The organism is Pseudoduganella violacea (genome assembly GCF_014191875.1).
Classification (GTDB): domain Bacteria; phylum Pseudomonadota; class Gammaproteobacteria; order Burkholderiales; family Burkholderiaceae_D; genus Rugamonas; species Rugamonas violacea_A.
Genome location: NZ_JACHXD010000044.1, coordinates 1 through 1,669, shown reverse-complemented (window position 1 = coordinate 1,669; position 1,669 = coordinate 1). Strand labels below are relative to the sequence as shown.

The 1,669-nt window shown below is 69.8% G+C and carries 1 protein-coding gene; it reads left to right on the top strand.

Annotated elements, in window-relative coordinates; all coding sequences use genetic code 11:
* Positions 1 to 1,669 (top strand): condensation domain-containing protein (locus FHS03_RS27840; protein ID WP_183444174.1); only part of this gene is annotated, 1,669 nt, incomplete at both ends.

The window sequence follows — 1,669 nt, the reverse complement described above, 5'->3', positions numbered from 1 at the left end:
GTGGAACGGAGACGGCGCTGGCCGCCATCTGGGCCGATCTGCTGCAACTGGAACAGGTGGGACGGCATGACCACTTCTTCGAACTGGGCGGCCATTCGCTGCTGGCCCTGCGCATGATTGCGCGGCTGCGCCAGGCCTGCGGCCTGGAAGCCTCGCTGGCCGACCTGTTTGCCCAGCCAGAGCTGGCCGGTCTGGCGCGCCACCTGGATGCGGCTCCGGTTGCCGCCGTCAAGCTGCCGCCGATCGAGCCGGCCGCCCCGGCGGAGCGCGCGGCGCTGTCCTTTGCCCAGCAGCGCCAGTGGTTCCTGGCGCAGATGGATGGCGCCGGTGCGGCCTACCATCTGCCGTTGGCGCTGCAATTGCATGGAGCGCTGGATCGCGTGGCACTGCGGCAGGCGCTGGCCCGCATCGTGGCGCGGCATGAGGCGCTGCGCACCAGCTTTGTGCTGGAAAACGGCGAGCCGGTGCAGCGCATCGGCGCCGCCGACGGCTTTGCGCTGCGCGAAGACAGTCTGGAAGCCCTGGACCAGACCGAGGCCGAGGCGGCCTTGCAGCGGCTGGTGCAGGATGAAACGGCGGCGCCGTTCGAGCTGGCGCAGGGACCGCTGCTGCGCGCGCGGCTGCTGCGCTTGAACGACACGCGCCATGTGCTGCTGCTGACCCAGCATCACATCGTGTCCGATGGCTGGTCGATGGGCGTCTTCCTCAACGAACTGGAAGCGCTGTACGGCGCGTTTGCCGCCGGCGCGGCTGATCCGCTGCCGCCGCTGGCCCTGCAATACGCCGACTACGCGGCGTGGCAGCGGCGCTGCTTGTCCGGCGCGGTGCTGCAGGCGCAGACGGATTACTGGCGGAAGACGCTGCAAGGCGCGCCAGCGCTGCTGGAACTGCCGGCCGACCGGCCACGCCCGGCGCGCCAGGACTATGCGGGGGCCTGGCTGCCGTGCCGCCTGGACGCGGCATTGACGGAGCAGTTGCGGACCCTGAGCCAGCGCAATGGCACGAGCCTGTTCATGACCCTCTTGGCCAGCTGGGCGCTGCTGCTTGGGCGTCTGGCAGGACAAGAAGAGGTGGTAGTGGGCGCGCCGAGCGCGAACCGCAGCCAGGCGGAAAGCGAGCAGTTGATCGGCTTCTTCGTCAACACACTGGCAATGCGCATCGACCTGTCGGGCGCGCCCAGCGTGGCGCAGCTGTTGGCGCGGGTGAAGGCGCAGGCGCTGGCGGCGCAGCAGCATCAGGAACTGCCGTTCGAGCAGGTGGTGGAGGCGCTGCGGCCGGAACGCAGCCTGTCTTACAGCCCGCTGTTCCAGACGGTATTCGTGTGGCAGAACACGCCGCGCCGCGAACTGGCGCTGCCCGGCCTGTCGGCCAGCACGCTGGAAGCGCCGCACCGCACGGCGAAATTCGACGTATCGCTGATCTTGCGCGAAGACGGCGGCACGATCGAAGGCGGCATCGAATATGCGACGGCGCTGTTTGACGCGGCGACGGCCGAACGCTATCTGGGCTACTGGCGCGAGCTGCTGGCCGGGCTGGTGGCTGGCGACGCGCAGCCGGCGGCTGGACTGGCGCTGTTGACGGCGGCGCAGCGCGCGCAACTGCTGGCGCAGGGGCGGGGCGAAACGCTGGCCTATCCGGCCGGCCAATGCATCCATGAGCTGATCGAGGC